At 66.7% G+C, this 25,504-nt stretch carries 21 protein-coding genes and 1 pseudogene; 18 read left to right on the forward strand and 4 right to left on the reverse strand.

Annotated features, from left to right (window positions below; translation table 11 throughout):
• The first annotated feature begins 21 nt into the window (after window positions 1–21).
• Together ACN0V4_RS09775 and ACN0V4_RS09780 are read left to right on the forward strand one after the other, a co-directional pair.
• Window positions 22–1,473, forward strand: a complete 1,452-nt coding sequence (locus tag ACN0V4_RS09775; protein ID WP_417675489.1) for an N-acyl-D-amino-acid deacylase family protein — start codon at window positions 22–24, stop codon at window positions 1,471–1,473.
• 82 nt (window positions 1,474–1,555) lie between these two features.
• Window positions 1,556–2,071 (forward strand): carboxymuconolactone decarboxylase family protein, encoded by a 516-nt coding sequence (locus ACN0V4_RS09780; RefSeq protein WP_417675491.1) that lies wholly within the window; start codon window positions 1,556–1,558, stop codon window positions 2,069–2,071.
• On the opposite strand, the gene ACN0V4_RS09785 is transcribed toward ACN0V4_RS09780, so the two are convergent.
• Window positions 2,035–2,952, reverse strand: coding sequence for a LysR family transcriptional regulator (locus ACN0V4_RS09785; RefSeq protein ID WP_417675493.1), 918 nt, complete (start codon window positions 2,950–2,952; stop codon window positions 2,035–2,037). The genes ACN0V4_RS09780 and ACN0V4_RS09785 overlap by 37 nt on opposite strands.
• 96 nt (window positions 2,953–3,048) lie before the next feature.
• Here ACN0V4_RS09785 and ACN0V4_RS09790 point away from each other — a divergent pair, with 96 nt between their 5' ends.
• The 9 genes from ACN0V4_RS09790 (at window position 3,049) to ACN0V4_RS09830 (ending at window position 16,322) form a co-directional block, all read left to right on the forward strand.
• Window positions 3,049–4,695 carry an AMP-binding protein gene (locus tag ACN0V4_RS09790; RefSeq protein ID WP_417675495.1) on the forward strand — a complete coding sequence of 549 codons (1,647 nt, stop codon included), beginning with the start codon at window positions 3,049–3,051 and terminating at the stop codon, window positions 4,693–4,695.
• Window positions 4,695–5,876 carry a thiolase family protein gene (locus ACN0V4_RS09795; protein ID WP_417675497.1) on the forward strand — a complete coding sequence of 394 codons (1,182 nt, stop codon included), beginning with the start codon at window positions 4,695–4,697 and terminating at the stop codon, window positions 5,874–5,876. Before ACN0V4_RS09790 ends, ACN0V4_RS09795 begins: the two co-directional genes overlap by 1 nt.
• Window positions 5,873–7,117 (forward strand): SDR family NAD(P)-dependent oxidoreductase, encoded by a 1,245-nt coding sequence (locus tag ACN0V4_RS09800; RefSeq protein WP_417675499.1) that lies wholly within the window; start codon window positions 5,873–5,875, stop codon window positions 7,115–7,117. The genes ACN0V4_RS09795 and ACN0V4_RS09800 overlap by 4 nt, the downstream gene beginning before the upstream one ends.
• 11 nt (window positions 7,118–7,128) lie before the next feature.
• Complete coding sequence (locus ACN0V4_RS09805; protein ID WP_417675501.1) at window positions 7,129–7,911, forward strand: cyclase family protein; 783 nt, start codon at window positions 7,129–7,131, stop codon at window positions 7,909–7,911.
• A gap of 204 nt (window positions 7,912–8,115) precedes the next feature.
• On the forward strand, window positions 8,116–11,553 hold the full coding sequence (locus ACN0V4_RS09810) for a DUF2126 domain-containing protein (RefSeq protein WP_417675502.1): 3,438 nt from the start codon (window positions 8,116–8,118) through the stop codon (window positions 11,551–11,553).
• Between the two features lie 40 nt (window positions 11,554–11,593).
• Complete coding sequence (locus tag ACN0V4_RS09815; RefSeq protein ID WP_417675504.1) at window positions 11,594–14,014, forward strand: circularly permuted type 2 ATP-grasp protein; 2,421 nt, start codon at window positions 11,594–11,596, stop codon at window positions 14,012–14,014.
• Between the two features lie 4 nt (window positions 14,015–14,018).
• Complete coding sequence (locus ACN0V4_RS09820) at window positions 14,019–14,918, forward strand: transglutaminase family protein (protein ID WP_417675506.1); 900 nt, start codon at window positions 14,019–14,021, stop codon at window positions 14,916–14,918.
• Window positions 14,919–15,014: 96 nt separating this feature from the next.
• Window positions 15,015–15,941, forward strand: coding sequence for a 3-hydroxyacyl-CoA dehydrogenase NAD-binding domain-containing protein (locus ACN0V4_RS09825; protein ID WP_417675508.1), 927 nt, complete (start codon window positions 15,015–15,017; stop codon window positions 15,939–15,941).
• A 42-nt stretch (window positions 15,942–15,983) separates the two neighbouring features.
• Window positions 15,984–16,322, forward strand: coding sequence for a hypothetical protein (locus ACN0V4_RS09830; protein ID WP_417675510.1), 339 nt, complete (start codon window positions 15,984–15,986; stop codon window positions 16,320–16,322).
• An 18-nt stretch (window positions 16,323–16,340) separates the two neighbouring features.
• On the opposite strand, the pseudogene ACN0V4_RS09835 reads toward ACN0V4_RS09830, so the two are convergent.
• The 3 genes and pseudogenes from ACN0V4_RS09835 to ACN0V4_RS09845 all read right to left on the reverse strand — a co-directional run.
• A pseudogene (locus ACN0V4_RS09835) lies at window positions 16,341–16,670 on the reverse strand (NYN domain-containing protein); the annotation flags it as partial.
• 78 nt (window positions 16,671–16,748) lie between these two features.
• A complete protein-coding gene (locus tag ACN0V4_RS09840; protein WP_417675512.1) occupies window positions 16,749–18,059 on the reverse strand; it encodes a glutamine synthetase family protein in 1,311 nt (436 codons plus the stop codon).
• On the reverse strand, window positions 18,049–18,903 hold the full coding sequence (locus tag ACN0V4_RS09845) for a MurR/RpiR family transcriptional regulator (protein WP_417675514.1): 855 nt from the start codon (window positions 18,901–18,903) through the stop codon (window positions 18,049–18,051). Before ACN0V4_RS09845 ends, ACN0V4_RS09840 begins: the two co-directional genes overlap by 11 nt.
• A 217-nt stretch (window positions 18,904–19,120) precedes the next feature.
• Between ACN0V4_RS09845 and ACN0V4_RS09850 the strand changes: the two genes are divergently transcribed.
• Genes ACN0V4_RS09850 through ACN0V4_RS09880 form a run of 7 tightly spaced genes read left to right on the forward strand, consistent with a single transcriptional unit; the run spans window position 19,121 to window position 25,501 of the window.
• Window positions 19,121–19,903: an N-formylglutamate amidohydrolase gene (locus ACN0V4_RS09850; protein WP_417675516.1), complete on the forward strand. Its 783-nt coding sequence runs from the start codon at window positions 19,121–19,123 to the stop codon at window positions 19,901–19,903.
• A complete protein-coding gene (locus ACN0V4_RS09855) occupies window positions 19,900–20,547 on the forward strand; it encodes an isochorismatase family cysteine hydrolase (protein WP_417675518.1) in 648 nt (215 codons plus the stop codon). Before ACN0V4_RS09850 ends, ACN0V4_RS09855 begins: the two co-directional genes overlap by 4 nt.
• On the forward strand, window positions 20,544–21,854 hold the full coding sequence (locus ACN0V4_RS09860) for a M20 family metallopeptidase (RefSeq protein WP_417675520.1): 1,311 nt from the start codon (window positions 20,544–20,546) through the stop codon (window positions 21,852–21,854). The genes ACN0V4_RS09855 and ACN0V4_RS09860 overlap by 4 nt, the downstream gene beginning before the upstream one ends.
• Before the next feature lie 42 nt (window positions 21,855–21,896).
• On the forward strand, window positions 21,897–23,129 hold the full coding sequence (locus ACN0V4_RS09865; RefSeq protein WP_417675522.1) for an ABC transporter substrate-binding protein: 1,233 nt from the start codon (window positions 21,897–21,899) through the stop codon (window positions 23,127–23,129).
• Between the two features lie 58 nt (window positions 23,130–23,187).
• Window positions 23,188–23,919 carry an ABC transporter ATP-binding protein gene (locus ACN0V4_RS09870; RefSeq protein WP_417675524.1) on the forward strand — a complete coding sequence of 244 codons (732 nt, stop codon included), beginning with the start codon at window positions 23,188–23,190 and terminating at the stop codon, window positions 23,917–23,919.
• Window positions 23,916–24,638 carry an ABC transporter ATP-binding protein gene (locus tag ACN0V4_RS09875; protein WP_417675526.1) on the forward strand — a complete coding sequence of 241 codons (723 nt, stop codon included), beginning with the start codon at window positions 23,916–23,918 and terminating at the stop codon, window positions 24,636–24,638. Before ACN0V4_RS09870 ends, ACN0V4_RS09875 begins: the two co-directional genes overlap by 4 nt.
• Window positions 24,635–25,501, forward strand: coding sequence for a branched-chain amino acid ABC transporter permease (locus ACN0V4_RS09880; protein ID WP_417675528.1), 867 nt, complete (start codon window positions 24,635–24,637; stop codon window positions 25,499–25,501). The genes ACN0V4_RS09875 and ACN0V4_RS09880 overlap by 4 nt, the downstream gene beginning before the upstream one ends.
• The last annotated feature ends 3 nt before the right edge of the window (window positions 25,502–25,504 follow it).

A 25,504-nucleotide genomic window follows, 5' to 3' on the forward strand; every position in this document is an offset into this window, starting at 1 on the left:
GAACCAAGTCAGGAGACTATCATGCACGCTGATTTCATCATCCGCGGGGCCGAGATCATTGACGGCACCGGCGCGCCGCGCCGCAAGGGCGATGTGGCCGTCAGCGACGACCGGATCGTGGCGACAGGGGAGCTGAGCCATTGGACCGCAGGGCGCGAGATCGAGGCCGAGGGCCGCGTCGTCTCGCCCGGGTTCATCGACCCGCATGTGCACCATGACGCCGCACTTTTCATGTATCCCGACATGGAGTTCATGACCAATCAGGGCGTGACCACGGTGATCAACGGCAACTGCGGCTTTTCCATCGCGCCGGTGGTTCGGCCCGAGAACATGCCGGGCCAGCTGGCCGCGATCGCCGGGCGCCCCGATCTGATCTTTCCGACCTATGCCGCCTATCGCGACCGCATCGCGGCGGAACCGCCGGCGGTCAACGCCGCCTGTCTGATCGGCCAGTCGACCCTGCGCGCCAACGCGATGGACGATCTGACCAAGGCCGCCACCAAATCCGAACTGGCCGTAATGTGCCGCCTGCTGGATCAGGCACTGGCCGAGGGCGCCATCGGCGTTTCCACCGGCCCGTTCTATCCGCCCTCGCGCGCCTCGACCACCGAGGAGCTGATCGAGCTGGGCAAGGTCGCCTATAAGCACGGCAAGCTTTATGTCACCCATATGCGGGACGAGGGCGACCGGGTGATCGAGGCGCTGGAGGAGACCTTTACCGTCGGCCGTGAAGCCTGCTGCGGCGTGCATGTCTCGCACCACAAATGCGCGGGCCTCGCCAACCACGGGCTGTCCACCACCACGCTGAAGATGATCGACGACGAGATGAGGCAGCGCGATGTCGGCCTCGACACCACACCCTGGATCGCCTCGTCGACCATCCTGAACTCGGGCCGGCACAAGCAGGCGACCCGGGTGATCGTGGCCGAAAGCCAGCCCTATCCCGAAATGGCCGGCCGTGATCTGGCCGATATCGCGCGGGAGTGGAACACCGACCTCGACGGTGCGATGGAGCGGCTGCTGCCCGCCATCGGCATCTTCTTCATCATGGCGGAAGAGGACGTGCAGCGCATCCTCTCCTATGAGCATACGATCATCTGTTCCGACGGCATGCCCACCGGCAAACACCCGCATCCCCGCGTCTGGGGCACCTTCCCGCGGGTGCTGGGCCATTATGCCCGCGATGTCGGCCTGTTCAGTCTTGAGGAGGGCGTGCGGCGGATGACCTCGATGCCGGCCGATCGCTTCGGTCTGGGCGGGCGCGGCCGGATCGCGGTCGGCGCCTTTGCCGATCTGGTGATCTTCGACCCCGCCACCATCGCCGAGGGCGCCACGTTTGAGAACCCGATCCAGCCGGCGCATGGCATCGACCGGGTCTTCGTCAACGGCCGCGAGGTCTTTGCCTTCGGCAAGCCCACCGGCGCCCGCCCGGGCCGGCCGTTGGAGCAGACCGCGCCGGTTCAGGTGGTCTGAACCTTCCCACTTTCTCCCCCGACTACGGGCCGCCCTCGGGCGGCCCCTTTTCGTTGGCGGGGCGGCGCGTTAGGGTCGCGCCATGACCCAGACACCCTGTCCGCCCCTCACCGATGCCGACTGGCCGCCCGAGATCGCCGATCTGCGGGATGGCTTTGCCGGTGCGCTCAACGTCTATCGCACCATGGCGCATCACCCGGCGCTGCTGCGTGCCTGGGCGCCGCTGCGCCAGCATGTGGTGAAGGACAGCGCATTGGGGGCGGAGCGGTCGGAGATCGTCATTCTCAGGGCGGCGCATCGGATGGGCTCCGCCTATGAATGGGCGCATCACGTCCACCGCGCCCGCGCGCTTGGGATGGCCGAGGAGCGGATCGAGGCGATGCGCGGGGACCCCTCGGGCGAGGATGGGCTGATCGCCCGGGGCGTCGATGCGCTGTTCGACCAACGCCGCCTGCCGCCCGATCTGGAGGCTGAGCTTGCCGCGCGGCTCGGCCGCGAGGGCGTGTTCGACCTGATCGCCACGGTTGGGTTCTACAGCATCCTCGGCTATCTGCTGATGACCTACGACACTCCGATTGACGCGGGCATTTCCGCCTGATCGCGGCGCGACAGCATCAACTCGATGAACCGGTCGCGGGTGGGCGAGGGGACGGCCTCGGGCCAGACCAGACAGAGCCTGAGCCGAACATCGAGATCGGCGATCGGCACGAAGCGCACCGCCGGCGGTGGCCGCAGCCGCTGGTTTTCGTTGACGATGGCCATGCCGAGGCCCGAGTTCACCAATGCCAGAATATCGGATTCATTGGTCATCTCGCTGTGAAAGCCGCCGCGATGGCCGGCGGCGGCCAAGGCCCCTGTCACCTCGTCATACATCCGGGGGGAGGAGTCGCGGCGAAAGCCGATCAGCGGCGCCTTGGCCAGATCGGCCAGATGCACGCTCTGGTATTGGGCCAGCGGCATTTCCGCCGGCAGTGCCAGCATCAGCCGGTGCAGCGCCAGCGGCACCATCGTCAGCCCGGGTTCCATCACGGGGTTGTAGAGGATCGAGGCGTCGAGCTTGCCGGTTCTCAGCGCCGCCATCTGTTCGCCCGAGGTCGTCGCCAGCAGGTTCAGCTCCACCCCCGGGAAGGCGTCGCGAAAGGCGTGGATGGTCTGCGGCACGATGCCGGACCAGGCGGCGACCTCGATCAGCCCCAGTGAAAACTGCCCCTCGGCGCCCGAGGCGGCAGCGCGGGCGGCGGCAACCGCGCGGTCGATCCGCGCCTCGACGGGCTTGAGCTGGGCCAGAAACACGTCCCCCGCCGCGGTCAGCCGCACGCCGCGCGGCAGCCGGTCGAACAGGGCGACGCCGATCTCTTCTTCCAAGAGTTTCATCTGCCGGCTCAGCGCCGGCTGGGCGATGCGCAGAAGATCGGCGGCGCGGCCGAAATGCTGCAGCTCGGCGATGGCGATGAAATACCTTATTTGGCTCAGTTTCATGGCTTTTTATACCGAAATGATATCAATCGAGCAAGGCGATTGAATTGGAACCGCCCCGAGGTCCCCGCTTAAGCTGGGCGCCAACAGGAGTTTCGCATGGCCCCCCAATCCCCCTATGACGTTTTCATCGAGAGCGCCCGCAGCTATCCGGCGCATCCGATGATCAAGGCCCCCGCCTCGGCGCATCTACCCTATGCGCCCGAGGGGTTCAGCCATTCCTATGCCGAGGCCGAGTCGCTGGTTCAGGCGCTCAAGGCCCGCTATGCCGCCGCCGGATACGGGCGCGGCCACCGCGTGGCGCTGATCCTCGAGAACCGGCCCGAGATGCTGTTTCATTGGCTGGCGCTGAACGGGCTGGGCGCCACCATCGTGCCGATCAACCCCGATCTGCGCCCCGAGGAGGTGCGCTATCAACTGGAGAAATCCCGCTCCGATCTGGTGGTGGCGCTGCCCGACTATGACGCGCTGCTGGACGAGGGCTGCCCCGCCGGCCTGCCGCGCGCCCATCCGGACGCCACCCCGCCCCGGGCGCTGAGCGCGCCGCAGGAAGGCACCCCCGGTCTCGATCAGGAATGCGCCATCCTCTTCACCTCGGGCAGCTCCGGCCTGCCCAAGGCGTGTCAGCTCTCGAACGACTATTTCCTGACGCTCGCCGCCTGGTATGTCTCGGACGAGGGCATGGGGCCGATGACCCCGGGCGAAGAAGTGGCGCTGACGCCGCTGCCGCTGTTTCACATGAACGCACTGGGCTGCACCTGTCTGGGGATGATCCAGGCCGGCGGCTGCACCGTGGCGCTCGACCGGTTCCATGCGCGCAGCTGGTGGCCCACCATCGCCGACAGCGGCGCCACGCTGGTCCATGCGCTGGGGGTGATCCCGGCCATCGTGCTGAAGCTGCCCGCCGATCCGGCGGAAACCGCGCATAAGGCCCGGCTGGTGTTCAGCCCCGGCGTCGACCCCGAGCACAAGCAGGAATTCGAACGCCGCTATAATGTGCGGATCGAAGAGGGCTGGGCGATGACCGAAACCGGCGGTGCCGCCGGCATCGGTTCGGCCGGGATCGCGCTTCCGAAGGGCAAGCAATGCATCGGCAAGCCCTATCGCAATGTCGACTGGCGGCTGGTGGATGATGCCGGCCGCGACGTCGCCACCGGTCAGCCCGGCGAACTGCTGGTCCGGGCCCGGGGGGAGGATCCGAAACGCGGCTTCTTCTCCGGCTATCTGGGTGATGAGGCGGCGACCGCCGAGGCCTGGGAAGGCGGCTGGTTCCATACTGGCGACATCATGATGCGCGACGATGACGGGCTGTTCTATTTCGTCGACCGCAAGAAAAGCATCGTGCGGCGGTCGGGGGAAAACATCTCTTCCCTCGAAGTCGAGGGGGCGTTGATGCGTCATCCCGGCGTCTATTCCGCCGCCGTGGCCCCGGCCCCCGACGATGTGCGGGGGGAGGAGGTTCTGGCCTTCATCGTGCTGACCGATCCCGCCACTGACGATCTTGCCCACCGCGACCGTGATGCCGCCCTGGCGCTGGTCGAGGCGGCGGCGCCCTTCCTCAGCTATCACAAGCTGCCGGGCTGGGTGGTCTTCGTCGATGAGCTGCCGCTGACCTCGACCAAGAAGTTGCAGCGCGGCGTGCTCAAGGCCAATGCGGCCAAGGCCGTCGAAGATGGCGTGGCGATCGACCTGCGGGGCGAGAAATCGCGGTTCCGTACCGCGACGAAAGCCGGGGGGAAGGCCTGATGGCAAGGCTGCCGCAATCCTATGACGGGGTGGTGGTCACCTGCCCGGTGACCGTGCCCTATGCCCGCTATTCGACCGAGGCCACCGCCTGGTGGGCCGGCCGGGCATTGGCCGAACTCGCCCGCGCCTCGGGCATTTCGCATCGGCAGATGGATGGGTTCATCCTCTCCAGCTTCTCGACCGCGCCGGACAGCGCCGTGGGGCTGACCCAGCATCTGGGCCTGTCGCCGCGGCTGGTCGATTTCGTGCCCCTGGGCGGCATGGGCGCTGTCGCCTCGCTGCGCCGGGCGGCGCGGGCGGTGCAGGCGGGCGATGTCGATGTGGTGGCCTGCATCGCGGCCGAGACCAACGGCATCCATTCCTTCCGCTATGGGCTGGAGAATTTCAGCCGGTTTTCGCAGGATGGCGTCTATCCCTACAGCTCGGGCGGGCCGAATGTCTCCTTCGCGCTGATGGCTTCGCAATACATGGCGCAGACCGGCGCCACGCGCGAGGATTTCGGCAAGCTCTGCGTCGCCATGCGCTACAACGCGCTGCGCAATCCCGACGCGCTGATGAAGAAACCCCTGACGCTTGAGGATTACCTGCGCGCCCGCCCGATCGCGCCGCCGATTCATCTGTTCGACTGCGTGCAGCCCTGCGCCGGCGCCGACGGTTTTCTGGTGATGCGCGAGGAGACCGCGAAGGCGCAGGGCCTGCCCTTCGCCCGGCTCGCCGGCGGGATCGAACGCTATAACGGCTTTCCCGAGGATCCGATCCAGCTGCGTGGTGGCTGGGGGATGGATGTCGATACGCTCTATGCCATGGCCGGCGTGACGCCCGGGGATATCGACGTGGTGAACACCTATGACGATTACCCCTTCGTCTGCATGATGCAATTCGAGGGGCTGGGCTTCTGCGCCCCGGGCGAGGGGGCGGAGTTCGTTCGCGCCCATGAGTTCACCTTCGACGGCAGCTTTCCGCATAATACCTCGGGCGGCCAGCTCTCGGTCGGGCAGGCGGGCTGTTCCGGCGGCCATCTGGGTCTGGTCGAGGTGCTGCGTCAGGTGACTGGTGCCGCCGGCGCGCGGCAGGTGAAAGGCGCCAAGCTGGGTCTCGTCTCTGGCTTCGGCATGATCAATTACGACCGTGGGCTGGGTTCCGGCGCGGTCATCCTCGCACAGGGGAGCGCTGTGGAATGACCCCGCCCTTCGATCCGCCGAAACGCAAGGATCCGCTGGTCCGCACCCAATTGCCGCTGACCCCGCCGGGGATGGGCAGCCGGGCGTCCCATCTGTTGACACGGGCGGCGGCGCGCGGGCAATTCGCCCTGCCGCGCTGTGCCGATTGCGGCACGCTGAACTTCCCCGTCCATGATGTCTGCCCCAACTGCCTGTCGATCCGGATCGAGGCGGCCGAGGTCAAGCCCGCCGGTACGCTGCTGTCCCGCACCCAGGCCGAGGTGCCGGCGCTGCCCTATTTCCGCGAACGCGCGCCTTGGCACGTGGGTCTTGTGCAGATCGAGGGCGGCCCGCAGGCGCTGGCGCATCTGCACCCGGAGGCCGAGGTGGGCGCGGCGCTGCGGCTCTACCTGAAACTCGACAAGGCCGGGCAAGCAGTGCTCTATGCCGCCCCGAAGGGACCGGAGGTGGACCTGATGAGCGATCCCAAATGGCGCGAGATGGTCGCGCATCCGCTGCACCGCCGGGTGCTGATCACCGATGCGCGGCATTTCGCGACGCCGGCCATCGTCAAGGCGCTGAAGGCAGCGGGTGCCCGCAAGATCCGGCTGGGCCTGCCCGAGGCCTGGAAGCCCTTCCGCGAGGCGCGGCTTTATGAGGGCGTCGAGGGGGTGGAGATCCTGCCGCTCGACATGACCAGCGAACGCTCGGTCTTCGATGTGGCCCATGATTACGCCGGCACCACCGAGATCGTGATCAACACCGCCGACCGCATCCGCGCCGGCCGGCCGCTGGAGCCGAACACGCTGGTTCCGGCGCGCGAGATGATGGAGCAGATCGTCTTTGGCCCGATGCGTCTGGCGCAGGCTTTCGCTCCGGCGCTGATCGGGCGCGGCGCCGACGGGCCGGCGCCGGCGGCGGCCTGGGTCAACCTCTTTTCGATCCACGCGCTGGCGCCCTTGCCGGGGCATCTCGGCTGGTCCGCCGCCCATGCCGCCGCCCATGCCTGGTCGTTGGGGCTGCGGGCAGAGCTGGCGCAGGGCGGCATCAAGCTGATCAACCTCTTCATGGGGCCGACCGAGGATCCCTGGTTCCAGGCGGTGGTGCCGCCCAAGGTCAATGGTGGCGCCATCGCCAGCGGCATCATCAAGGCGCTGAGCGAGGGGTTGGAAGACTATGACATCGGCCCGGTGGCGCAGGATCTGCGCGCGCGGCTCGAGGCGAACCCCAAGGCGGTCGAACGCGAATTGGGTCAGGGGTGAGGAACGAAGACATGAGCAAGGCGCTTGAACTTCTGGTCAGCGAACTGGCCACCGGTCAGCTCGAGGTGGTCGATCTGACCTTCACCCTGCGCGAGGACAGCCCGATCATCGTGCTGCCGCCCGAATTCGGCGAATCCGCCCCGGTGCGGATCGAACGGATTTCGCGCTATGACGCGGCGGGGCCGGCCTGGTACTGGAACAACCTGAGTTTCGGGGAACATACCGGCACCCATTTCGACGCGCCGGTCCATTGGTTCACCGGCCGCGATCTGCCGCTGAACACCGTCGACACCCTGCCGGTGGGCCGGATGGTGGCGCCGGCCAATGTGATCGACTGCTCGGCCGAGAGCGCCGCCGACCCCGATTTCCTGCTGACCCGCGCTCATGTCGAGGCCTGGGAGGCCAGGCATGGCCGGATCGCGCCGGGCACCTGGGTGCTGTTGCGCACCGACTGGTCGAAGCGGACGGGTCTCGATTACGCCAACCTGGGCGACGATGGCGCCCATACCCCCGGCCCGGATGCCGAGGTGATGGAATGGCTGGTCGCCGAGCGGGATATCCTTGGCTTCGGGACCGAGACCATCGGCACCGACGCGGGGCAGGGCGGCCATTTCATCCCGCCCTATCCGGCGCACCATTTCCTGCATGGGGGCGGGCGCTATGGGCTGCAATGCCTCTGCGGTCTGGATCAACTGCCGGCCAAGGGGGCGGTGCTGATGACCGCGCCGCTGAAAATCCACGAAGGATCGGGCAGCCCGCTGCGCGTCCTCGCCCTGGTGCCGCGCGCGGTCTGAGCCGGACAGATGCCTGATTTGCCGCCCCTTTTCGGGGCGGCACGGCTCGGGTTCAACAAACTGCCGAAAAAATCATCAACTGCGACGGTTTTTTGTGTCCTCACGCGGGGGAGGGCCTAGCTTGGCCCTAGGAAGCGGGGCGCGCCGCTTTCTATTCTGGCGGATATCAGGCCCCCGGCCGGCGCAGGGACAGAACGAGGCATCATGGCGATCTACGCATCCATCCACCACGTTACCCATTACACATATGACCGCCCGGTGACGCTCGGTCCGCAGATCATCCGCCTGCGCCCGGCGCCGCATTCGCGCACCCGGGTGATCTCGCATTCGCTGAAGGTCACGCCCGCCGATCACTTCGTCAATCACCAGCAGGATCCCTACGGCAACTGGCAGGCCCGCTTCGTCTTTCCCGAGCCGGTGCGCGAGTTCAAGATCGAGGTCGATCTGGTCGCCGACATGACCGTCTATAACCCCTTCGACTTCTTCGTCGAGGAAAGCGCCGAATTCTGGCCCTTCGACTATCCCGCAGATCTGAAGGACGATCTGGTGATCTATCGCACGCCCGAGCCCGAAGGGCCGTTGCTGGCGCAATTCATCGGTTCGATCGACTTCAAGAGGGAACGCACCGTCGATTTCCTGGTCGGGCTGAACGCCCGGATCGCCAATCACGTCAACTATACCATCCGGATGGAACCCGGGGTGCAGGCCCCGGACGAGACGCTTGAGAAACAGTCGGGATCGTGTCGCGATTCAAGTTGGCTCATGGTGCAGGTGCTGCGGCATCTGGGTTTCGCCGCGCGTTTCGTCTCGGGCTATCTGATCCAGTTGAAACCAGATGTTCAGGCGCTCGATGGTCCCTCGGGCACCGATCACGATTTCACCGATCTGCACGCCTGGTGCGAGGTCTTCATTCCCGGCGCCGGCTGGATCGGGCTTGATCCCACCTCGGGCCTCTTGACCGGGGAAAGCCATATCCCGCTGGCCGCCACGCCGCATTATCGCAACGCCGCCCCCATCGCCGGCGGGTTCTCGGCGGTCGGCACGCCCGAGGTCAGCTTCGATTTCGACATGCAGGTGACGCGCGTGGCCGAACATCCGCGCATCACCAAGCCGTTCTCGGACGAGGCCTGGGAGCGGCTGAACGCGCTGGGCCAAAGGGTCGATGCCGCGCTGGCCGAGGGCGATGTGCGCCTGACCATGGGGGGCGAGCCCACCTTTGTGTCGGTCGACGATTTCGAAAGCGACGAATGGAACACCGCCGCGGTGGGGCCGCAGAAACGCGGGCTCGCGGACGAGCTGATCCGCCGGCTGCGCGACCGGTTCGCGCCGGGCGGTTTCCTGCATTACGGGCAGGGCAAATGGTATCCCGGCGAAAGCCTGCCGCGCTGGACCTTCTCGCTTTACTGGCGGCGCGACGGCAAGCCGGTGTGGAAAAACCCCGATCTGATCGCGCGGGAAAACCTGCCGGCGCCGGCGACGGCCGAGGATGCCGGCGCCTTCATGACGAAATTCGCCGAAAACCTCGGGGTTGATCCGGAGTGCGCCCAGCCGGCCTATGAGGATCCGGGCGAGTGGATCCTGAAAGAGGCGATGCTGCCGCCGAATGTGGCGCCTGAGAACTCCAAGCTGAAGAACCCGGAGGATCGCGCGCGTTTCGCCCGGGTGTTCGAACGCGGGCTGACGGAGCCTGCGGGCTATATCCTGCCGATCCAGGCCTGGCAGTCGCGCGCCTCGGGCCGACGCTGGCAGTCTGAACTCTGGCGCGGCCGGCGCGGGCATCTGTTCCTGATCCCCGGCGACAGCCCGGTGGGTTTCCGTCTGCCGCTGGGATCGCTGCCCTATGTGGCGCCCTCGGCCTATCCCTATTCCTATCCCACCGATCCCACGGTGGAGCGCGCGCCCTTGCCGGATTTCCACGTCGCGATGGACGAACGGCGCAAACGCATTCAGGCGGAGATCGACCGGCTCGCCGCCGAGGAGGCGGCCCGCGCCGCGCGCGAGGCCACCGAACGGACCGAACTGATGCCCGATGTCAGCGCGGGCCACGTCCAGCCGGTGTCCGAGGCGCAATCCGAGACGGCTGAGCGGCAGCAGATCATGGCGCAGGGCATTGACCCCGCCGGCGGCGTGGTGCGCACCGCCATCGCGATCGAGCCGCGCGATGGTCGGCTTTGCCTTTTCATGCCGCCCTGCGAGGCGCTGGAAGATTACCTCGATCTTCTCGCCACGGCCGAGGAGACGGCGGCGGAGCTGGGGCTGCCGATCCATATCGAAGGCTATGCCCCGCCGCAGGATCCGCGCCTGAACGTGATCCGCGTCGCCCCCGATCCGGGCGTGATCGAGGTGAACATCCATCCGGCCTATAGCTGGGACGATTGCGTCGCCACCACCGAGGCGATCTATGAAGAGGCGCGGCTGTCGCGCCTTGGCGCCGACAAGTTCATGATCGACGGTCGCCACACCGGCACCGGCGGCGGCAACCATGTGGTGGTGGGGGGCGAGACGCCGAACGACAGCCCCTTCCTGCGCCGGCCCGATCTGCTGAAATCGCTGATCCTGACCTGGCAGCGGCATCCGTCGCTCTCCTATCTCTTCTCGGGTCTCTTCATCGGCCCGACCTCTCAGGCGCCACGGATCGACGAGGCGCGGCACGATAGCCTCTACGAGCTGGAAATCGCGCTGAGCCAGATCAGCCCGGGGATGCCGACACCGCCCTGGCTGACCGACCGGCTGCTGAGAAACATCCTGATCGACGTCACCGGCAACACCCACCGCGCCGAGATCTGCATCGACAAGCTCTATTCCCCCGACGGGCCCACCGGACGGCTCGGGCTGGTGGAGTTCCGCGGTTTCGAGATGCCGCCCGAGCCGCGGATGTCGCTGGCCCAGCAATTGCTGTTGCGCGCCATCATCGCGCGCTGCTGGGCCGCGCCGGTCGAAGGCCGCCCGGTGCGCTGGGGCACCGTGCTGCATGACCGGTTCATGCTGCCGCATTTCATCTGGGAGGATTTCCTGTCGGTGCTCTCCGATCTCAAGCTCCACGGGTTCGAGATGGAGCCGGAATGGTTCGTGGCGCAATCCGAGTTCCGTTTCCCCTTCTGCGGCCAGATCGAGGTCGAGGGCGTGCATCTGGAGCTGCGCCAGGCGCTGGAACCCTGGCACGTGCTGGGCGAGACTGGCGCCATCGGCGGCACCGTGCGCTATACCGACAGCTCGGTCGAGCGGTTGCAGGTCAAGCTGACCTCGCTGCATCAGGACCGCTATCGCGTCATGTGCAACCGCCGCCCGGTGCCGCTGGCCCGGACCCAGACCTCGGGCACCTCGGTCGCGGGGGTCCGGTTCAAGGCCTGGCAGCCGCCCGAGGCGTTGCATCCGACCTTGCCGATCAACGCCCCCCTGACCTTTGACATCTATGACGACTGGACCGGGCGGGCGATTGCCGGCTGCACCTATCACGTCGCCCATCCGGGCGGGCGCAGCTATGACACCTTTCCGGTCAATGGCAACGAAGCCGAGGCGCGCCGGCTGGCGCGGTTCGAACCCTTCGGGCATAGTCCGGGCAGTTACGTGCCGGCGCCCGAGGTGCCGCACCCGGAATTTCCCTTGACGCTGGACCTGCGAAGGCCCATCGGACTGCTTTGATCTTCTGAACCGGAAGCCCCGAGAGCCCTGAGAGCCCGCCATGCCGCCTGGTGCCCTGAAAGACGCCGTCGCGCCGGACCTTTTCGCCGATTACCGGCAGCATCCCGGTGTGGCCGATGAGCTGTTCGACGAGAACGGCCAGATGCGGCCGGTTTGGCGCCGCTTCGTCGATCGCTTCGCCCGGCTCAGCCCCGACGAGGTGCGGGCGCGGTTCGAGAAGGGCAACCAGTATCTGCGCGATGCGGGCGTGTTCTTTCGCCAGTATTCCACCGATCCGCTGGTCGAGCGGGACTGGCCGCTCAGCCATATCCCGGTGATCCTGCACGAAGACGAATGGACCCATATCTGCGAAGGGTTGACGCAGCGCGCCGATCTGCTGGAGCTGGTGATGGCCGATCTCTACGGTCCTGCGCAGCTTGTCGCCGACGACCATCTGCCGGCGGAACTGGTGGCGCGGTCGCCGCATTGGCTACGGCCGATGGTGGGGGTGCCGCCGCGGGGTGGGCATTACCTGCATTTCCTCGCCTTCGAGATCGGCCGGTCGCCGGATGGGTCGTGGTTCGTGCTGGGGGACCGCACCCAGGCGCCCTCGGGCGCGGGCTTTGCGCTGGAAAACCGGATGGCGACAGGGCGGATTTTCCCCGAACGCTTCCCGCGCGCCTATATCCACAAGCTTGCCGGGTTCTTCAGCAGCTTCCGCGACGCGATGGAGGCGCTGGCCGCGCCCCGGTTCGAACCGCCGCGTACCGCAGGCATCCTGACGCCGGGGCCGTCGAACGACACCTATTACGAACATACCTATATCGCCCGCTATCTCGGCATGATGCTGCTGGAAGGCGAGGATCTGCTGGTCGAGAACGGCGAGGCGATGGTGCGTACCATCGAGGGGCCGAAACCCCTGGGCATGCTCTGGCGGCGGATCGACGCCAGCTTTGCCGATCCGCTGGAGTTCAACCACAGCTCTCACATCGGCACGCCGGGCCTGATGGAGGCGGTGCGCGCCGGCAATCTGGCGATGGCCAATGCGCTGGGCTCGGGCATCCTGGAAATGCGGGCGATGATGGCCTTCCTGCCGCGGATCTCCGAGGTGCTGACCGGCCGGCCGCTCGAATTGCCCAATATCGCCACCTGGTGGTGCGGTGGCGCGGGTGAGCGGGCCTATGTGCGCGACAACGCCCAGAACATGCTGATCGGCCCGGCGGATTCGGTCGATTTGCCATTCGATCTGGGCGCCACCATCGCGCTTGGCGGTCGGTTCAAGGGCGAGGCGGCGGGGTCGATCGCCGAATGGCTGGATCGCGACGGCGGCCGGCTGGTGGGGCAGGAGGCGGTGACGCTGTCGACCACACCGGCCTGGCAGGACGAGGGCGAGGGCGGCCGGGTGCTGCCGCGGCCGATGACCGTTCGGGTCTTTGCCGCGCGTACCGAAGAGGGCTGGCAGTTCATGAAGGGCGGTTATGCCCGCATCGGCCGGTCCGAGGATGCCACCGCGCTTGCGATGCAGCGGGGCGGCTCGGTCGCCGACGTCTGGGTGGTATCGGATCGCCCGGTGCACCGGGCCCCGCCGACGCTGCCGACGGGCCGCGATTTCCGCCGCGCCGCCCCGGGCATCCTGCCGGCGCGGGCGGCCGACAACCTTTATTGGCTGGGCCGCTATGTCGAGCGGACCGAAGATGCCGCGCGGCTGATCCGTGCCTATCATTTGCGGTTGGCCGAGACCGACAATCGCAACGACCCCCGGCTGAAGGCGCTGCGCGATTACCTCAAGGGCTATGGGTTCGATCTGTCGCAGACCATCCCCGAGGCGCTGATCGGTCGCATCGCCTCGGCCCGGGCCTGCGCCGGCAAGGTGCGCGACCGGTTTTCCACCGATGGCTGGGCGGCGCTGAACGACCTGCTGAAGACCGCCACCCGGATGGTTGCCTCCGCCCAGCCCGGCGACGATTGCGCCCGGGCCATGTCGGTGCTGATCCGCAAGATCGCCGGCATCACCGGTTTGGTGCATGAAAACATGTACCGGTTTTCCGGCTGGCATTTCCTCAGCCTCGGCCGCGCGCTGGAGCGGGCGGATGCCATGGCCTCGCTGCTGGCCGTCTTCACCGCCCAGGACGCGCCGCAGGGCTCGCTCGACCTGGCGGTCGAGGTGGGCGACAGCGTGATCACCCACCAGCGCCGGTTCCGGGTCGAGACCAACCGCGACACCGTGGTCGATCTGCTGGCGCTCGATGCCGATAATCCTCGGGCGCTGCTGTTCCTGATCCGGCGGCTGCGGCAATTGGCCGAGGCGCTGCCGGGCGCCCAGGTGCACGGCCGGCCGTCGCATCTGCTGCGCGCGATCCTGCCGCTTGAGGCGGAGATGACCTGCGCCAGCACCACCGAGCTTTCGACCAAGCGGTTGTGGCGGTTGCGCGCCGAGCTGGCCGAGATCTCTGACCGCCTGTCCACCTCCTATCTGCGGTGATCCGATGCTCTATGATATCAAGCTGACGATCGACTACAGCTACAACGCCGGATCGGACCGGGCCCGCAACATCCTGCGGCTGCTGCCTTCGGACATCCCCGGGGTGCAAAAGGTGCGTCGGCGTCTGCTTGAGGTGACGCCGCGCCCGGACGAGCGGCATGACCGGGTGGATTTCTTCGGCAATGCCACCAGCATGGTCGCCTGGCACCAGCCGATCGAGGCGGTGGAGCTGAGCCTCTCGGCGCAGGTGGAGCGGATCGCGGTGCCGAAGCCCTTCGACCTCTCGGCGCCGCTCGGCCGGCTGGGACAGGAACTGGCGGGGGTGCATTCGCTTGCCCCCGGCGCGCCGCATCACTTCAGCGCCACCTCGCCGATGGTCGGCCCGATGATCGAGACGACGAAATACGCCCGCGCCCTGTTGCGCCCCGGCATGACGGCGCTGCAGGCGGTCGAGGCGGTGGGCCATGCGCTGAACCGTGACATGAGCTTCGATCCCGAGGCGACCACCGTCGACACCCCGCCGGCCGAGGCTTTCGCCAAGCGGCATGGGGTCTGCCAGGATTTCACCCATATCATGATCGCCGCCCTGCGCGGGCTCGGGGTGCCGGCCGGCTATGTCTCGGGCTTTCTGCGGACCTTTCCGCCGCCGGGCCAGCCGCGTCTGGAAGGCGCCGATGCGATGCATGCCTGGGTGCGGGCCTGGGTCGGGCAGGAAATGGGCTGGGTCGAATTCGACCCGACCAACGACCAATATGCCGGCACCGATTACATCACCGTCGGCCATGGCCGCGACTATGGCGATGTCGCCCCGGTGCGGGGCGCCATGCGCTCTTCCGGCGGACAGGAAAGCCATCAGGCCGTCGATGTCATCCCGCTGGAGACGGCGCCGGCCAAATCAGGCTGACGGGCTGTTTCAGGCTTGCGATGGCGGCACCGGCTTGCCACACCTCTGGTGTGGGAGGGGTAGGGCGATCAGCCCTGCAACGCAGGAGCGAGCAATATGATTTTTCCGAACACCGCCATTCTGGGCGCCGGCACCATCGGCATGAGCTGGGCCGCGCTTTTCGCCGCCACGGGCCGCAAGGTGGCGATCTACGACCCGGCGCCCACCGCCGAGGCGCATGTGAAACATTTCTTCGAGACCTCGGCCGAGACCCTGCGCAAACTGGAGTGGGAACAGGCGGGCGATACCAGTGGGCTGCGCTTTACCACCGATCCGGCCGAGGCGGTGGCGGGCGCCGATTTCATCCAGGAAAGCGTGCCCGAGCGGATCGCGATCAAGCATGACCTCTACCGCGCCATCGAACCGGCGCTCGCCAAGGGGGCGATCATCGGCACCTCGACTTCCGGCTTGAAGCTGTCGGAATTGCAGGAGGGGTTCGAAAACCCCGGCCGGCTGGTGCTGGCGCATCCCTTCAACCCGCCGCATCTGATCCCGCTGGTCGAGATGCTGGCGAATGACAAGACCGACGCCGACGTGCTGGATGCGGCGCAGGGGTTCTATGAAAGCCTCGGCAAGGTCTGCGTGCGGCTGCACAAGGAGGTGCCGGGCCATATCGCCAACCGGCTGCAGGCGGCGATCTGGCGCGAGGCGATCAACCTGGCGGTCGAGGGGGTCGCCAGCGTCGGCGATATCGACAAGGCGGTGACCTATGGGCCGGGGCTGCGCTGGGCGGCGATGGGCCCCACCTGCCTGTTCCATCTGGGCGGCGGCGAGGGCGGCATCCGCGCCTTCTGCGATCACCTCGGCCCGGCGCTGAAAACCTGGTGGGACGATCTGGGCCACCCCGACCTGACCCCCGCCGTGGTCGACACGCTGGAGGCCGGCATCCGCGAGGAAACCCACGGCCAGTCGCTGGAAGAGCTTGCGGCGCGGCGGGATGATCTGGTGCTGAGCTATATTCGCAAGCTGACCGCCAAGGACTGAGGGTTCAGGCCTGACCGTGAACCCCTCGGGTCGGAAGCGGACGTGGGCGTCCGGCCCGCGTGGGTCCAGAAGATAGAGATTGGCGCGCGCTTCCAGATAGGCGCGCCAATTCGTTTCGGGCAGTTCGCTTGTCAACAATCCGTAGGTTTGCTTCAGGTACTGGCCCAGCCGGGCAATCGGCATGCCGTGATCCCTGTTGCCATGCTGTTGGATCAGATGGCGGATCTGACGGTCGATCTTGCCGGGGCAGGGGGTGAGGGCGTCAGTCACTTCGGCCGTTGGCGCGAGGGTTCTGTCGCGGGCGCAATGGGTTTCGATCCTGGGGGTGGCGACGGATCCCAGTTCGATGAAATGGCCGCAGGCCTCGCGGAAATGCGGTGACGCCTTGGCCTCTCCGGCGCCGACGATCTGCAGGCCGCGTTCGCGAAGGCGCAGCGCCAGATGGCTGAAATCCCCGTCCGAGCTGGCCAGCACCAGCGCCTCGACCTCGGCCTCCAGCGCCAGTTCCATCGCGTCCGCCGTCAGCAACAGATCGGTCGCATTCTTGCCGCTGCCGGCATGGACATGGCGGAAGCCCGGCACTGCCTGCCATCCCGGCAGGCGGGAGAAGTCGCCATAGACCCGCAGCACCGCGGGCAGGCCAAGTGCCGCGCCGATCCGGCGCAGCTCCGGCGCGTGAGCCGCGCTCAGGTGGTCGCCATCGACCAATACTGCGATCCGCTGGTTCATCTTTGCCCTCCTGCCGGTGCATCACCGGACAGTGGGCATAGTGGGCAAACCCGGCCAAAGTTGGGCGGCAAGGCGGCGTCAGTAGACCTCGGCATAGGCGGCGCAGCGGGTGGCCTCGTCCTTGCCCTCGACCACTGCCAGTTCGCCGCGCTTGTGGGCGGCATAGACGGCGGCGAAGCCTTCGGGGAACCAGCCGGTGACGGTGGCGTTCGCCTCGAATCGGGCCAGTGCCTGGGGCAGGGTCTCCGGCAGGCGGATATAGCCGCGCGCGGCCAGCTCTGCCGGCGGCAGGGCAGACAGGTCTTCTTCGGTCACCTTGGGGGCGGCAAGCCCTTCCTCGATGCCCTGGGTGCCGGCATGCAGGATCGCGGCCAGCGCCAGATGCGGCGAGGCGGCGGCATCGGCGGCGCGGAATTCGAAATTGTACTGCCGGGCGATGCCCTCGGGTTCTTGCGCCGTCACCGGGCAGATCCGGACCGAGGCCTCGCGGTCGCGGAACCCGAGGTTGTTATAGGCCGCGCTCCAGCGATGCGGGGTCAGCCGCAGATAGGAGATATCCGAGGGCGCGGTCAGCGCCAGGATGCTGTCGAGGTATTTCAGAACCCCGGCGATGAAGGCGCCGGTCACCGCCGACATCCCGGCGGGGCCATTGGCGTCCCAGGTCACCGGCCGGCCATCGGCATCGCGAAAGCTGATGTGGATATGCACGCCGTTGCCGACGCCGGCGCTGTCCTGGATCGGGCTGAAGGTCGCCGCCTCGCCGCAGCGCCGGGCGGTTGCCCGGGTGACCTCGCGCAGGATCGCGGCCTCGTCGGCGGCACGCAGCCCAAGCGTCGGGTCGACGGTGACCTCGTATTGCGCGGCGCCATATTCCTTCATGAAGGTGTCGATCCCGAGCCCGGCCTGACGCAGCGCCGCCATCACTGCCTCGCCCATGCCGCGCCGGGCGGAGAAACCGGCCATCGCATAGGCGGCGGGCGCCTCGGTGACGCCCTTGATCTGGAACTCGTGTTCAAAGGCGACGTAGGGGCGGATGCCCGCGACCCGCTCCAGCCGGTCAAGCGCGCCCTTCAGGATCGAGCGGGTGCAGCAGCCCCAGGGGGTGCCGTCAAGTTCGCGGATATCGCCCAGCATGAAGCGTTCGACCGGGCCGCCATCCTCGAAATCCAGCGTCACCGCCGCCTCGGGATCGGGCAGCAGTACCAGATCGCCGAGCGCGCCGAAGGGCCCCTGGGCGATGGCGTCGAAACAGGTGATCATCACGTTGGTCGGGGTCCAGCCGACGCCCTTCTTCAGCCGGCTCTCGACATCGGCCAGCGGAAAGGACTTGCCCCGCAGCCGTCCGGCAAGATCGGAGGTTGCGGCGAATACAAGCGGTTCAGCGATCATCTTCGGGGTCTCCAAAATCCAGCCGCAGCGAATCCCATGTCTCGATCCGCTTGCGGGTTTCATCCCAGTTGGTTTCGGCAATCCGGGTCACGATGGCCTCGGCCAGGGCCAGCGCCCCGGCATAGCTGTCCCACAGCGTGCCGTTGTCTATCGGCACCGCCAGCACGTCGCGCGCATGGCGCGAGATCGGCGATAGCCATTTGTCTGTCATCAGCAGGATATGCGCGTTGGCGTTGCCGTCGGCCTGTTCGGCCAGCCGCAGCAACGCCTTCTGATAGCGACGGAAATCGGCGATGAAGAGGATATCGCGCGGTTTCATCCGCAGGACGTATTCTGGCCAGACCTCAGGATCGGCGGGGATGTGATAGACCTTGGCGCGGAACTGCCGCAGGTGAAACGACAGGTAATGCGCGATCGAGGTGCTCATCCGCCCGCCGATCAGATAGATCGCCCGCTTGCGGTCGGTCAGCAGGCCGCAGACCCGGTCGAACTGGGCCTCGCCCACCGCGTCGGCGGTTTCCGACACCAACTGGGCCGAACGGTCCATGAAATCATGCAGGAAGGCATCGCGGAACGGGCGCGAGGTCTTTTGCAGATCGACCGGTGACCGCTGGCCCTCTTTCAGCTCTGCAATCAGATGCTGCTGGAAGTCCTGATAGCCCTGAAACCCCAGCTTGGTGACGAAGCGCGAGATTGTCGGCGACGAAATCCTGGTGCGCTCGGCCAGGCCCTGGATCGGTTCGAGCCCGGCGAAGGGGTAATCCGCCAGAATCGCCGAGGCCAGCCGGCGTTCGGTCGCGGTCAGCCCGTCGGCCAGATCTTCAATGCGTTTGCGTACCTGCATGTCATCTCCTGTGCATTGAACAAAGCTGGATGAAAAAAATAAGTCAATATCCATCACGAATGTTGACACTGAAAATATTTGATCGTTTCTTCATCCCCAAGAAAAACTCGGAATCGTATTTCGTGCCAAAGGGTTATGTCTTTGGCCGGTGCGGGGAGGCTTGTGTCTTCCCGGCGGATAAGCTGTGCGGTTTCAACATGAAAGTCCAGCAGACCAGATGACGGAAAGACTTGCAGATATCGCCCCTCACGCCCTGCTCGGCGCCGGTGATCCGGCGCCGGTCGAAGTGATCAATCCCGACAGCGATCTGCCGCTGGTGCTGGTCTGCGAACATGCGGGGCAGGCGATTCCGGCGCGGCTTGGCGATCTGGGGCTGCAGCCCGGAGAGATCGACCTGCACATCGGCTGGGATATCGGGGCGGAGGCGGTGGCGCGGCTCTTGGCCGGCCATCTGGGCGCGCCGCTGGTGGTGCAGCGCTACAGCCGGCTGGTGATCGACTGCAACCGCCCGCCCGAGGCGGCGGATTCCATCCCCCCGGTCAGCGACCGGGTGCCGGTGCCCGCGAATGCGCTGCTGAGCGCGGCGGATCGCGCCGCCCGGGTGGCCGAGATCTTCGCTCCCTTCCACGCCGCGGTGGAACAGGTGGTTCAGGCCCATCCCCGCCGCGCCGCCTTCGCCATTCACAGCTTTACCCCGGCGATGCAGGGCGTCGCCCGGCCCTGGGACATCGGCTTTCTGTTCCGCAACGATACCGCCACCTCTGGGCGGCTGGCCGCCCAGATTGCCCGGATGCGCCCCGATTGGGTGATCGGGATGAACCAGCCCTATCTGGTCGATGACTTGTCGGACTTCTTCGTGCCGCGTCATGGCGAGGCGCGCGGGCTGGCGCACAGCCTGATCGAAATCCGCAACGACCATCTGCGCGATGCCGATGGTCAGGCGCTTTGGGCCGCGGTGCTGGCCGAGGCGATCACCAACGTAATGGGAGAGATTGAATGACCCTGACCCGCGAGGTTCCGCTGATCCCTGCGCAATCGGCGCTGCTGTTCATCGATGTGCAGAATTTCTCTGCCCGTCGCGATGGTGGCGAGTTCAAGGATTTGCCCGCGAAAGAGCTGGACGAGACATATGGCTGGTTCTTCGACAGGTTCGAGGCCGAGACCCTGCCGAACATGCAGTCCTTGCAGGCGGCCTGCCGCCAGGCGGGGATCGAGGTGCTCTATACCACCATCGAAAGCCTGACGCTGGATGGCCGCGACCGCAGCCTCGATTACAAGATCACCGGGTTCAACGTGCCGAAGGGGTCGTGGGACGGCAAGGTGCTTGACGCTATCGCGCCGGGCGAGGACGAGATCGTCTTTCCCAAGTCCTCCTCCTCGGTCTTCGTGTCGACCCATATTGATTACGTGCTGCGCAATCTCGGGGTGCGACAACTGGTGATCGCCGGGCTCGTCACCGATCAATGCGTCGAAAGCGCGATCCGGGATGCCTGCGATCTGGGCTATCTCGTCACTCAGGTGACCGATGCCTGCCTGACCTACAGCCAGGCGCGCCACGACAATTCCCTGACCACAATCAAAGGCTATTGCCGGCAGGTGTCGACTGCCGCGCTGATTGCCGAACTGGAAGGAGCTGCAGAATGACTGATCCCCTGGCCTCTGTCTGGGCCGCGATTGACGCCGATCCCGATTACGTCACCACGCTGACCCAGGAGCTGGTGCGCATCCCCTCGGTCAACCCGAAGTTCGAGCAGGGCGAGGGGCTGAACCGCGAGGCCGATGTCCAGAGCCTGATCGACAGCCGGCTGACAGAGATCGGCTTCGCCACCGAGAGCTTCGAGACCTTTCCCGGCCGGCCCAACGTGATCGGCAACATGGCCGGGAGCGAGGACCGCAGCATGATCCTCTGCGGCCATATCGATGTGGTGCCGGTGGGCAACCGGGGTAACTGGAAGGTCGATCCCTTCGGGGCCGAGATCATCGACGGCAAGCTTTATGGCCGGGGCGCGGTCGACATGAAATCGGGCGTCGCGGCCTGCATCGCGGCGGCGCATTTCATCAAGAAGGCCGGCATCACCCTGGAGGGGCGGCTGTCGCTGCATTCGGTGATCGACGAAGAGGCCGGCGGCTTTGGTGCGATGGATGTGGTTGCCCGAGGTCATCTGGCCAAGTCGGCGATCATCGCCGAACCGACCTGGGGCATGGTGCAGCCGGCCGAGGGCGGGCTGGAATGGGTCCGCGTCACCATCATCGGCCGCTCCGGTCACGCCGGCATGCGTTATAACGACATCTTCCCGCAGCCGCACGTGCCGGGCCGGGTGACCCCGGCGATCAATGCGATCGAGCTGGCCAACCGCTTCCTGTCGGCGCTGAGGGATTTCGAGGCGAACCGCTGCCGCAACAACTATCACCCGCTTTGCCCGCCCGGGCTGTCGACCATCAACCCCGGCGTGATCCATGGCGGTGTCGGCATCGGCGCGGACGGGCTGCCGCTGATCCGGTCGAACCCGGCGATGACGCCGGACCGGGTGGTGATCGACCTGGATTACAAGTTCCTGCCCAACGAGACCTCGGCCGAGATCCGCAAGGAGTTCGAGGATTTCGTTCATCACTTCGCCCAGACCGATCCCTGGATGCGCGACAATCCCCCGACCGTCCAATGGGAACTGGGGGGGCTGCACTTCGCGCCGATGGACACGCCGATCGACCATCCGCTGGTGCAGTCGCTGATCGCCCATCACACCGGCCTGGAAGGGGTGGCGCCCAAGGTGCGCGGCTTCGACGCGGTGACGGACGCGGCGCATTACGCCGGCAAGGGGGTGCAGAGCGTGATCTATGGCCCTTCGGGCGACGGGTTCCACGGGGACAACGAATATGTCGATGTCGCCTCGCTTCTGCGGGCGACCAAGGTGATCGCCGCCGCCGTGCTGGACACCTGCGGCGTCAAATAAACGTCCCGGTCAACCGGGCAAGCCAACAGAGAGGACCAAGAGATGATCAACCGTAGAACCCTGATGGCCAGTGTCGCGGCGCTGGCCCTGGCGGCGCTGCCGCTGGCCGCCGGGGCCGATGTGGTCAAGATCGGCGTTCTGGCGCCGGTCTCGGGCAAATCCGCCGCCGACGGGCAGGAGATGGTGAAGGGCGCCCAGCTTGCGGTGAACGAGCTGAACGCCAAGGGCGGGGTGGCCGGCCATACCTTCGAATTGGTGGTTGGCGATGTCGGCGACGCGGCCGCCGACGCGGTCGCCACCGCTGCCGAACGGTTGCTGTCGGACCGTGACATGGGCGCCATCGTGACCGGCTATGCCTCGGGTTCGAATTTCGAGATCGAGATGATGGCCGAAATGGAGATGCCCTATCTGGTCTCGGCCAACTCGGCCCAGACCGAGGGCATCATTGCGCCGAACCCGGATGACTTCGGCACCGTCTGGTCGCTGACGCCATCGTTTGACGGCTATAACACCGGCATCGTGCCGGTGATCAACGGCCTGGTCGCCGCCGGCAAGCTGACGCTGCCGAACAAGAAGGTGGCCATCATCTCCTCCGACAACCCCTATTCCAAAACTATCGCCGAGGGCATGACCAAGGCCTTCACCGACGACGGCTGGGAGATCACCGAGAACGAACTGCTGCCCTTCGGCGAAATCAACGATTGGCGGGGCTTTCTGTCGCGGGTGCGGCAGGATCCGCCGGCGCTGCTGATCAATACCGATTACATCCCCGGCAACGCCGCCACCTTCATGAACCAGTTCATGGAGGATCCGACCAACAGCCTGGTGTTCATCCAATACGCCCCCTCGGTGCCGGAGTTCCTGGAGCTGACCAAGGAGAAATCCTCGGGCGTGGTCTATAACATGCTGGGGGGCGTGCTGGACACGCCGTCGAACCCCCGCGCCGGCGAGATCATCGGCAAGTACAAATCCGCCTATGACACCACGCCGGGCGGCTATGGCGTCATGCTCTATGAAGAGGTGATGATCTATGCCGACGCGCTGGAAAAGGTGGGCGATCCAGCCGATCGCGCCGCCATCGGCGCGGCGCTCGGCGCCACCCAGAAGCAGACCGCGATGGGCCACATCAGCTTTGACCCCGCCACCCACCTCTCGGTGCAAAGCGACGAGGGCGTGCCGCTGCAATTCTATCAGATCGTCGACGGCAAGCGCGTGCTCTTCGCCCCGGCGCAATATGCCACCGGCGCCTTCACCCAGCCGGCCTGGATGAAGTGAACCAATCCGCCGGGCGGGGGCCATCGCGCGCCCCGGCCCGGCCCAAGGGGGACAGATCATGGCAATGCCACTTCTCGACGTGCGGGGCGCCTGCAAGACCTTCGGCGGGCTGCGCGCGGTGCAGGACGTGAGCTTTTCGGTGACCGAGGGCGAGATCTTCGGCATCGCGGGGCCGAACGGCTCGGGCAAGAGCACGCTTTTCAACCTGATCACCGGCATTCCCTTCGCGCCCACCGCGGGAGAGATCCATTTCGCCGGCCAGCGCATCGACGGCTGGCCCGCCCATCGCATCGCGCGCGGCGGTCTGGCGCGGACCTTTCAGAAGGACGCGGAATTCCCCGATCTGTCGGCCCGCGAAACCGTGATGTTGGGCTCCTCTTATGCCGGTGGCCTGTCCGGCGCGGCGGCGCGGCGGGCGACCGAGGCCGCGCTCGACCTGGTGGCGCTCGAGGAGGCGCGGCGCGATCTGCCCTCGGGCGATCTGTCGGTCTATGAAAAGAAGCAACTGATGATCGGCTCCGCCCTGGTGGCCAAGCCCAGGATGCTGATGCTGGACGAGCCGGCCTCGGGGCTGACCCGGCCGGAGATCGCCGCGCTTGATGCGCTGCTGGTGGCGGTCAACGCCTCGGGCGTCGCGATCCTGCTGATCGAACATGTGCTGAGCCTTCTGCTGTCGGTCAGCCAGCGGCTTTTGGTGCTGAACCAGGGGCAGGTGCTGACCGAGGGCGATCCGGCCGAGGTCGTCCGCGACCCCGACGTGATCGAGGCCTATCTGGGGAGCCGGGCATGAGCACGCTTCTGACCCTCACCGACATTCACGCGGGCTATGGGGCGGTGCCGGTGCTGCGCGGCGTCTCGGCCCATGTCGGCGCGACCGAGAGCATCGGGCTCTTCGGTCCGAACGGGCATGGCAAGACCACGCTGCTGCGCACCGTCTCGGGCCTGATGGCGCCGAGCACGGGGCGGATCCAATTCGACGGGCAGGACATCACCGGCGCGCCGCCCTCGGATATCGTCGGGCTGGGGCTGGTGCATGCGCAGCAGGGCAATACGCTCTTTGGCGATATGGGTGTGGCCGAGACGCTGGAGCTGTCGGCCTTCGTCAAGCGCGCCCGTGGCGGGGCGAAGGCGGCGCTGGATCAGGTCTATGCCCTGTTCCCCCGCCTGGCCGAGCGGCGCCGGCAGCTTGCCAAGACGCTTTCGGGCGGCGAGCGCCAGATGCTGTCGATCGGCTGCGCGCTGATGTGCAACCCGCGGCTGCTGATCCTGGACGAACCGACGCTGGGCCTGTCGCCGCGGCTGAAACAGGAACTGGCCGAGGCGATCGGCGCCATCGGCAAGACCGGCATTCCGTTGATCGTGGTGGAACAGGACGTGCAATTCCTGCTGGCGCTGACCGACCGGCTTTATCTGGTCGAACATGGCGAGATCGCGCGCGAGATCGACGCGGCCAACGCCCCCGATCATCAGGAGATCATGGAGATGTATTTCGGAGGCGCGCAGGAATGAGCGACATGCTGATCGCCACCCTTGTTTCGGGACTGCTGCTGGGATCGCTCTATGCGCTGATGGCCTCGGGGCTGAGCCTGGTCTGGACCACGCTCGGGGTGTTCAACTTCGCCCATGGCGCGCTGATGACGCTGGGCGCCTATGTCGCCTGGACGGTGAGCGAGGCGGCCGGGCTGGGGCTGGCCGCCGGGCTGGTGGCGGGCATCGGCGTCTCGGTCATCGCCGGGGTGCTGATCGAGCTTTTGCTGGTCCGCCCCTTCTATGGCAGCCGCAACATGATGCTGATCACGGTGATGACGACGCTGTCGGCGATGATCATCATCGAGAAGGGCGCCCAGATCATCTGGGGCGCGCGGTTGAAGCAATTGCCGCGGATCATCACCGGTGAAGTGTCGATCGCCGGCGCCGTGGTTTCGTCCCATGAGGCGCTGATCATCGTTCTGGCGCCGGCGGTGCTGCTGGCGCTCTGGTGGTTCGCAACCCGGACGCGGGTGGGTCGCAGCCTGCGCGCGGTCGGCCAGAACCAGGACAGCGCCGCGCTGATCGGCATCAACGTGCCGCGCGCCTATGCCATCGCCTTCGGGCTCTCGGCCGGGCTCGCCGGGCTCAGCGGCGTTCTGTTGGGCTCGATCCGCTTCATCACGCCGTCGCTCGGCGCCGATCCGCTGGTCAAGGCGATGATCGTGGTGATCTTCGGCGGGCTCGGCAGCCTCGGTGCGACTGCCGGCGCCGCCTATGTGATCGGGTTTCTCGAGGCCTTCCTGATCCTCTGGCTCGGTCTCTACTGGACGCCATCGGTGATCTTCCTGGTGATGATCCTGGTGCTGATTTTCCGGCCCAATGGCCTGTTCGGGAGGGGGTGAGCC

The organism is Pseudodonghicola sp. (assembly GCF_048268305.1).
Taxonomy (GTDB): Bacteria; Pseudomonadota; Alphaproteobacteria; order Rhodobacterales; family Rhodobacteraceae; genus Pseudodonghicola.

Bases quoted from the DNA above. Each gene is read 5' to 3' on its own strand.
- ACN0V4_RS09775 (WP_417675489.1), top strand. From the start codon at position 22: ATGCACGCTGATTTCATCATCCGCGGGGCCGAGATCATTGACGGCACC.
- ACN0V4_RS09780 (WP_417675491.1), top strand. From the start codon at position 1,556: ATGACCCAGACACCCTGTCCGCCCCTCACCGATGCCGACTGGCCGCCC.
- ACN0V4_RS09785 (WP_417675493.1), bottom strand. From the start codon at position 2,952: ATGAAACTGAGCCAAATAAGGTATTTCATCGCCATCGCCGAGCTGCAG.
- ACN0V4_RS09790 (WP_417675495.1), top strand. From the start codon at position 3,049: ATGGCCCCCCAATCCCCCTATGACGTTTTCATCGAGAGCGCCCGCAGC.
- ACN0V4_RS09795 (WP_417675497.1), top strand. From the start codon at position 4,695: ATGGCAAGGCTGCCGCAATCCTATGACGGGGTGGTGGTCACCTGCCCG.
- ACN0V4_RS09800 (WP_417675499.1), top strand. From the start codon at position 5,873: ATGACCCCGCCCTTCGATCCGCCGAAACGCAAGGATCCGCTGGTCCGC.
- ACN0V4_RS09805 (WP_417675501.1), top strand. From the start codon at position 7,129: ATGAGCAAGGCGCTTGAACTTCTGGTCAGCGAACTGGCCACCGGTCAG.
- ACN0V4_RS09810 (WP_417675502.1), top strand. From the start codon at position 8,116: ATGGCGATCTACGCATCCATCCACCACGTTACCCATTACACATATGAC.
- ACN0V4_RS09815 (WP_417675504.1), top strand. From the start codon at position 11,594: ATGCCGCCTGGTGCCCTGAAAGACGCCGTCGCGCCGGACCTTTTCGCC.
- ACN0V4_RS09820 (WP_417675506.1), top strand. From the start codon at position 14,019: ATGCTCTATGATATCAAGCTGACGATCGACTACAGCTACAACGCCGGA.
- ACN0V4_RS09825 (WP_417675508.1), top strand. From the start codon at position 15,015: ATGATTTTTCCGAACACCGCCATTCTGGGCGCCGGCACCATCGGCATG.
- ACN0V4_RS09840 (WP_417675512.1), bottom strand. From the start codon at position 18,059: ATGATCGCTGAACCGCTTGTATTCGCCGCAACCTCCGATCTTGCCGGA.
- ACN0V4_RS09845 (WP_417675514.1), bottom strand. From the start codon at position 18,903: ATGCAGGTACGCAAACGCATTGAAGATCTGGCCGACGGGCTGACCGCG.
- ACN0V4_RS09850 (WP_417675516.1), top strand. From the start codon at position 19,121: ATGACGGAAAGACTTGCAGATATCGCCCCTCACGCCCTGCTCGGCGCC.
- ACN0V4_RS09855 (WP_417675518.1), top strand. From the start codon at position 19,900: ATGACCCTGACCCGCGAGGTTCCGCTGATCCCTGCGCAATCGGCGCTG.
- ACN0V4_RS09860 (WP_417675520.1), top strand. From the start codon at position 20,544: ATGACTGATCCCCTGGCCTCTGTCTGGGCCGCGATTGACGCCGATCCC.
- ACN0V4_RS09865 (WP_417675522.1), top strand. From the start codon at position 21,897: ATGATCAACCGTAGAACCCTGATGGCCAGTGTCGCGGCGCTGGCCCTG.
- ACN0V4_RS09870 (WP_417675524.1), top strand. From the start codon at position 23,188: ATGGCAATGCCACTTCTCGACGTGCGGGGCGCCTGCAAGACCTTCGGC.
- ACN0V4_RS09875 (WP_417675526.1), top strand. From the start codon at position 23,916: ATGAGCACGCTTCTGACCCTCACCGACATTCACGCGGGCTATGGGGCG.
- ACN0V4_RS09880 (WP_417675528.1), top strand. From the start codon at position 24,635: ATGAGCGACATGCTGATCGCCACCCTTGTTTCGGGACTGCTGCTGGGA.